The following is a 6882-nucleotide window of genomic DNA, read 5'->3' on the forward strand; positions in this document are numbered from 1 at the left end:
GTTGAACGTGTCGCCCCCCTCGGATAGACCGCAGCAAATCTGAAGGGATCCGAGCATGGCCGACACGCCCGCCAGCACCTCCGGCGACTTCCCCCCGTTCCGCCAACGACACCTCATTTCCATTGCTGATCTCAAACAGCACGAAATAATTGACCTGCTGGACCGCGCCGAGCGCATGGTCCCCGTCAGCAGGCAGGAGCGCAAATCGCTCCCCACGCTTTCCGGCAAAACCCAGATCAATCTCTTCTTTGAAGCCTCGACGCGGACCCAGTCCTCGTTCGAGATCGCCGGCAAACGCCTCGGCGCCCTCGTCGTCAACATGTCGGTCAAAACCTCGTCGGTCTCCAAGGGCGAAACCCTCGTCGATACCGCCGCGACGCTCAACGCCATGCGCCCCGATGTGCTGGTGGTTCGCCACGGCGCTGCCGGCGCGGTAGAGCTGCTCTCCCAAAAAGTCGGCTGCTCCGTCATCAATGCCGGCGACGGCGCCCATGAGCACCCGACCCAGGCGCTCCTCGACGCGCTGACCATCCGCCGCCACAAGGGCCGGATTTCGGGCCTCACCGTCGCCATCTGCGGCGACATCGCCAATTCCCGCGTCGCCCGCTCCAATCTCCTGCTGCTCGGCGCGCTCCACGTGCGCACCCGCGTCATCGCCCCGCGCAATCTGCTGCCGCCGGGCATCGAGCACTTGGCCACTGAAGTCTTTACCGACATGGAAGAAGGCCTCAAGGGCGTCGACGTCGTGATGATGCTGCGCCTCCAGCATGAGCGCGCCAGCGGCAAGATGATCCCCTCGGTCCGCGAATACTATCGCTTCTACGGTCTCGACGCCGAAAAGCTGGCCTTCGCCAATCCCGATGCCATCGTCATGCATCCCGGCCCCATGAACCGCGGCGTAGAGATCGATCCGGCCATTGCCGATGGTTCCCGCTCGGTCATCACCGATCAGGTCGAAATGGGCGTTGCCGTCCGCATGGCCGTCCTCGACGCGCTGCTCTCGGGAGACCAGGCATGACAACAAAGCCCCTGCTCATTGAAAACGCCCGCATCGTCGATCCCGCCTCGGGCACCGACCAGCGCGGCGCCGTGCTGATCGAAAACGGCCGCATCAGTGATCTCGCCCTCGGCGGCCCCGTCGGCGTGCCCGACGATGCCGAAGTCATCAACGCCCATGGCCTCGTCCTCGCCCCCGGCCTCATCGACATGCGCGTCTTTACCGGCGAGCCCGGCTGGGAATATCGCGAAACCCTCGCCTCGGCCGGCGAAGCCGCCGCCGCCGGTGGCGTTACGTCCTTCGTGATGATGCCCGACACCATGCCCGCCGTGGACGATGGCGCCGTGGTGGACTTCCTCGTCCGTCGCGCCAAGGCGACATCCAAGGTCAACGTCCTCCCCGCCGCCGGCATCACCAAGGGTCTTGCAGGCAAGGACCTCACCGAATTCGGCCTCATGCGCGAGGCCGGCGCCGTCTGCCTCTCCGATGGCCGCAATTCCATCCAGTCGACCGCGCTCCTCCGCACGGCCATGTCCTATGCCGCCAATTTCGACATGACCATCGTCCACCACACGGTGGACCTGAGCCTTGCCGGCGAAGGCGTCATGAACGATGGCCTTTTTGCCACCGTGCTGGGCCTGAAAGGCATTCCCCGCGAAGCCGAAACCATCCCGCTTTCCCGCGATCTGCAGCTCGCTGCATTGACCGGCGTCCGCTACCACGCAGCCCAAATCTCCACCGAAGGCTCGGTCGAAATCGTCAAGACCGCGAAATCGCGTAACCCGCGCATTACCGCCGGCATCTCGATCAACAATCTTTGCCTCAACGAAAACGACATCGGCCGCTACCGGACATACTTCAAGCTCGGCACCCCGCTGCGCTCGGAAGACGACCGCCGCGCCGTCATCGAAGGCCTGCGCTCTGGCGTGATCGACACGATCCATTCCGATCACGATCCGCAGGACAGCGAAGTCAAACGCCAGCCTTTTGCGGAAGCCTCCACCGGCGCCATTGGCCTTGAAACCCTGCTCGCCGCCGCGCTGCGCCTCGTCCATTCCGACGACGTGCCGCTGCTCACTGTCCTGAAAGCCATGACCAGCCGCCCGGCGGAAATCCTCGGCCTCGAAGCCGGCCGCATCGCCAAGGGCGCGCCGGCCGACCTGATCCTCGTCGATCTCGATTATCCCTGGCAGGTCAACGAGAACGAACTGCGTTCGCGATCGCGCAATACCAGCTTCGAAAACGCCCGCCTTGCCGGCAAGGTCATGCGGACCATCGTCGCCGGCGAAACGGTATTTTTGCATAAGGACTAGCGCCCACCCTTCCGGGCCGAATGCCAAGCACCTATCTTGCGGCACGGGGGGCTAACCAGCTTCCCGTGCCCTCCTTTTCATGGTGTTCCCAATGACGCTGTCCATGTATTCGGCCTCGGTGCCGGTCTTTTCGCGCATGCTCAAAAACCTGCTGGCCGTTTTCGAAAAGGCCGAGGCTTTTGCCGCCGAGCAGAACATCGACCTGCAGACCTTCGTCGAAACTCGCCTCGCGCCCGACATGATACCGCTCAGCGGCCAGGTGCAGATCGCCACCGACGGCGCCAAGGGCGTCTCCTCGCGCCTCGCCCAAAAGCCGCTGCCGAGCTGGGCCGACGACGAGGTCACCTTCGCCGACCTCAAGGCACGCCTGCAGAAGGGCATCGACTATCTCGCAACCTTCACCCCCGAAGAATTCGTCGGCTCCGACGACCGCACCGTCACCATCAAGATCGGCGGCCAGGACACCGAGCTCAGCGGCGAAACCTACCTCCTCAACCGCGGCCTGCCGAATTTCTTTTTCCACGTGACCACGGCCTACGACATCCTCCGCCACAAAGGCGTGCCGATCGGCAAGAAGGACTATCTGGGCTAGTTCTCAGGGCAATTCGGCTGCGGGACAGCAATCCCAAGCGCGGATAGTGACTGCTTCGTCACAAAACTCTTGGGAATCCCGCAGCCCCCTTGCCTTTTGCAGCAAGACTGATCACAAGGGCCTCGCATCAGTTCAGACACAGCAAGGATCGCCCGATGAAGGCCGCCGTCATCGTGTTTCCCGGACTTAATCGTGACCGCGACATGATCGCGGCGCTGACCAAGATCGGAGGCGCGGAACCGGCTGTAGTCTGGCACCAGGATGCCGATATCCCCGATGTCGACCTGATCGTCATTCCTGGCGGCTTCTCCTACGGCGACTATCTGCGCTGCGGCGCTATCGCTGCCCGGTCGCCTATGATGGACAAGGTTCGCGAACGCGCTTCCAAGGGCGTCAAGGTTCTCGGCGTCTGCAACGGCTTCCAGATCCTGATCGAGGCAGGGCTGCTGCCCGGCGCTCTTATGCGCAACACCTCGCTGAAATTCGTGTGCCGCGAAGTCAAGCTCGAGGTCGCCAGCACCGACAATGCGTTTACCAGCGGTTACGCCAAGGGCCAAGTTATCCGGTGCCCGGTCGCTCACCACGATGGCAACTACTTCGCCGATGCCGAAACGCTTGCCGCACTCGAGGGCGACGGGCGGGTAGCCTTCCGCTATGCCGAGGGCACCAATCCCAACGGCTCGATCAACAACATCGCCGGCATCCTGAATGCGGACAAGAACGTGCTCGGGCTGATGCCGCATCCGGAAAACCTGATCGAAGCCGCGCATGGCGGCGACGACGGCCGTGCACTGTTCGCCACCCTTCTCAATAAAGCAGCCTGATTGCCCGGCTCGGTGCCGGCGAGGAGTGCAGCATGGTTGACGCAAATAACCCGCTTCAAGTGGGCGTCGTCGTCTTTCCCGATGTCGAAGAACTCGACTTTGTCGGCCCCTGGGAAGTCTTCACCATGGCAGCCCAGCTTGGGGCGCCGCTGAAGGTTTTCACCGTCGCATGGCCTGAAAAGGCGCTGCGCTGCGCCAAGGGCCTGCGCGTGGAGGCCGACTACGACTTTTCTGACGCCCCGCATGCCGACCTGGTCATTGTTCCCGGTGGCAAAGGCACGCGCACCATCATCATGGACGACGCGTTCATCAACACCCTGCGCGACTATCTCGCCGCAGCGAAGTGGCAGGCGTCCGTCTGCACCGGCGCGGCATTGCTGGGCCAGACAGGCTTTCTCGATGGCAAGCGCGCCACCACCAATCATGCCGCCATGGACTGGGTGCGCAGCATGGCCGTGAAGGCCTATTTCACGACCGACGAGCGCTATGTCCGCCACGGCAGCGTCGTCACCAGTGGCGGCGTTTCAGCCGGCATCGACATGTCGCTGTGGTTTGTCGGCCATCTCTTTGGCCACGACATCGCCCATGAGACGCAGCGCGCCATGGAATATTACCCCGAGCCCCCCTACGGAACGACCCGATGACCCTTCGCAACGACATCGAAATCACCCCGCAGCTGGTCGCCGACCACGGGCTCAAGCCTGACGAATACCAGAAGATCCTTGATCTGATCGGCCGCGTACCGAGCTACACCGAGCTCGGCATTTTCTCGGCAATGTGGAACGAACACTGTTCCTATAAGAGCTCGAAAAAGTGGCTTCGCACCCTGCCAACCCAGGGGCCGCGCGTCATTCAGGGGCCCGGCGAAAATGCCGGCGTCGTCGATATCGGCGATGGCCAGGCCGTCGTTTTCAAGATGGAATCGCACAACCACCCGAGCTTCATCGAACCCTATCAGGGCGCGGCAACCGGCGTGGGCGGCATTCTGCGCGACGTCTTCACCATGGGCGCCCGCCCGGTCGCGGCAATGAACGCCCTGCGCTTTGGCGCGCCGGAGCATGAAAAGACCCGCCACCTCGTGCATGGCGTCGTCGCCGGTGTTGGCGGCTATGGCAATTCCTTCGGGGTTCCGACTGTCGGCGGCGAGGTCGAATTCGACGCTCGCTACAACGGCAATATCCTCGTCAACGCCTTCGCCGCGGGCTTGGCCGACACCGACAAGATTTTCTACTCCAAGGCGGAAGGCGTTGGCCTCCCCGTCGTCTATCTCGGCGCCAAGACAGGTCGCGATGGCGTGGGCGGCGCAACCATGGCCTCGGCAGAATTCGGCGACGATATCGAGGAAAAGCGTCCCACCGTGCAGGTTGGCGACCCCTTCACCGAAAAACGCCTTCTCGAAGCCTGCCTTGAGCTGATGGCGACCGGTGCCGTTATCGCCATTCAGGACATGGGCGCCGCGGGCCTCACTTGTTCCGCCGTCGAAATGGGCGCCAAGGGCGATCTCGGCATCGAGCTTGATCTCGACAAGGTGCCGGTGCGCGAAGAGCGCATGACGGCCTATGAAATGATGCTCTCCGAATCGCAGGAGCGCATGCTGATGGTGCTGCATCCGGACAAGGAAGCAGCAGCGCGCGCCGTATTCGAAAAGTGGGAGCTGGACTTCGCGACCGTCGGCAAGACCACCGACGACCTTCGGTTCCGCGTTCTGTGGCAAGGCGAGGAAGTGGCCAATCTGCCGATCAAGGAACTCGGTGACGAGGCTCCGGAATATGATCGTCCGTGGGTCGAGCCCAAGATTCCGGCCGCGCTCGCAGCCAATGACGTGCCGCAGATGGATGTAGCCGACGCGCTGCTCAAGCTCGTCGGCGGCCACCAGTGCTCGTCGCGCCGCTGGGTCTACGAACAGTATGACACCATGATCCAGGGCAATAGCATTCAGCGCCCCGGCGGCGATGCCGGTGTGATCCGCGTACTTGGCCACGACAGCAAGGGCTTGGCCTTCACCTCGGACGTCAATCCGCGCTACTGCGAGGCCAACCCCTATGAGGGCGGAAAGCAGGCCGTGGCCGAGTGCTGGCGTAACCTGACCGCTACCGGTGCAGAGCCATTGGCCGCGACCGACAATCTCAACTTCGGCAACCCGGAACGCCCGGAAATCATGGGGCAGTTGGTGAAGGCCGTGGGCGGTATCGGCGATGCGTGCCGCGCACTCGACTTCCCGATCGTGTCGGGCAATGTCTCGCTCTACAACGAAACCAATGGCCGCGGCATTCTGCCGACCCCGACCATTGGCGGCGTTGGCCTGCTGCCTGATTGGCAGAAGAGCATCCGCATCGGTTTCGCTGCCGCCAACCAGCCGATCCTGCTCATCGGCGGCCCCGCGCTGCGCGGCACCCACCTTGGCCAGTCGATCTACCTCCGCGATCTTTTTGATCGCCGCGATGGCGACGCTCCTCACGTGGACTTGGCCGCCGAGCGGAAGACCGGCGACTTCGTGCGCAAACTGATCCGTTCGGGCGTGGTTACGGCTTGCCACGATCTTTCCGACGGTGGCCTCGGAGTGGCTTTGGCCGAAATGGCGATTTCGGGTGGCATCGGCGCTACCGTGGTCGACATCGAGGGTCACGATCCAATCCTCCAGTATTTCGGCGAAGACCAGGGCCGGTACCTGCTGACGCTCAATCTTGATCCCCAGGGCGATGAAATCGCCGCCCTCTGGAACGAAGCAAAGGCGTTGGGCATCGAGGCTCCGTGGATCGGCACGACCGGCGGCTCCGACCTCGTGCTCGGCAAGGCCAAGCCGGTTTCGGTCGCAGCCCTCGCCAGCGCGCATGAAAGCTGGTTCCCCAACTATATGTCGGCGTGATTAGCTCAAATCCGACGGATGCCATATGATCGCCGCTCTTTGGTACGCCAAAGGGCGGCGTAGTATTTTTGGAGCGTCTGATGAGATCGAAGCGTTTTCTGGCGATCGCCGTGGGTTTGGGCGCAGCCGCAATGCCGATTGCCGCCCTTGGCCAAAGCGTCAACGTCACGCGCTCCATCTTCCCTGACCAGCCCTATACGCTGATCTATCCCGAAGCCATGGTGGCCTCCGGCGGCGCCGGCGAGCCGTTGACGATCAACCACCCCAACGCCCCGCTCCAGTGCGACCTC

Annotated in this window: 7 protein-coding genes; all 7 read left to right on the top strand. The window is 63.1% G+C overall.

Features of this window, described 5'->3' with window-relative positions; genetic code table 11:
• The first annotated feature begins 55 nt into the window (after positions 1-55).
• Complete coding sequence (locus J0I64_RS21440) at positions 56-1018, top strand: aspartate carbamoyltransferase catalytic subunit (RefSeq protein WP_291412124.1); 963 nt, start codon at positions 56-58, stop codon at positions 1016-1018.
• Complete coding sequence (gene pyrC, locus J0I64_RS21445) at positions 1015-2310, top strand: dihydroorotase (RefSeq protein ID WP_291412127.1); 1296 nt, start codon at positions 1015-1017, stop codon at positions 2308-2310. Before J0I64_RS21440 ends, pyrC begins: the two co-directional genes overlap by 4 nt.
• 91 nt (positions 2311-2401) lie before the next feature.
• Positions 2402-2902, top strand: a complete 501-nt coding sequence (locus tag J0I64_RS21450) for a DUF1993 family protein (RefSeq protein ID WP_291412128.1) — start codon at positions 2402-2404, stop codon at positions 2900-2902.
• Between the two features lie 155 nt (positions 2903-3057).
• A complete protein-coding gene (gene purQ, locus J0I64_RS21455; RefSeq protein ID WP_291412130.1) occupies positions 3058-3726 on the top strand; it encodes a phosphoribosylformylglycinamidine synthase subunit PurQ in 669 nt (222 codons plus the stop codon).
• Positions 3727-3758: 32 nt separating this feature from the next.
• A complete protein-coding gene (locus J0I64_RS21460) occupies positions 3759-4370 on the top strand; it encodes a DJ-1/PfpI family protein (protein ID WP_291412132.1) in 612 nt (203 codons plus the stop codon).
• Positions 4367-6592 (top strand): phosphoribosylformylglycinamidine synthase subunit PurL, encoded by a 2226-nt coding sequence (gene purL, locus J0I64_RS21465; RefSeq protein WP_291412134.1) that lies wholly within the window; start codon positions 4367-4369, stop codon positions 6590-6592. Before J0I64_RS21460 ends, purL begins: the two co-directional genes overlap by 4 nt.
• A gap of 80 nt (positions 6593-6672) precedes the next feature.
• On the top strand, positions 6673-6882 hold a 210-nt coding region (locus J0I64_RS21470; protein ID WP_291412136.1), incomplete at its 3' end, for a hypothetical protein.

The sequence above is a fragment of the Devosia sp. genome (assembly GCF_017307565.1).
Taxonomy (GTDB): domain Bacteria; phylum Pseudomonadota; class Alphaproteobacteria; order Rhizobiales; family Devosiaceae; genus Devosia.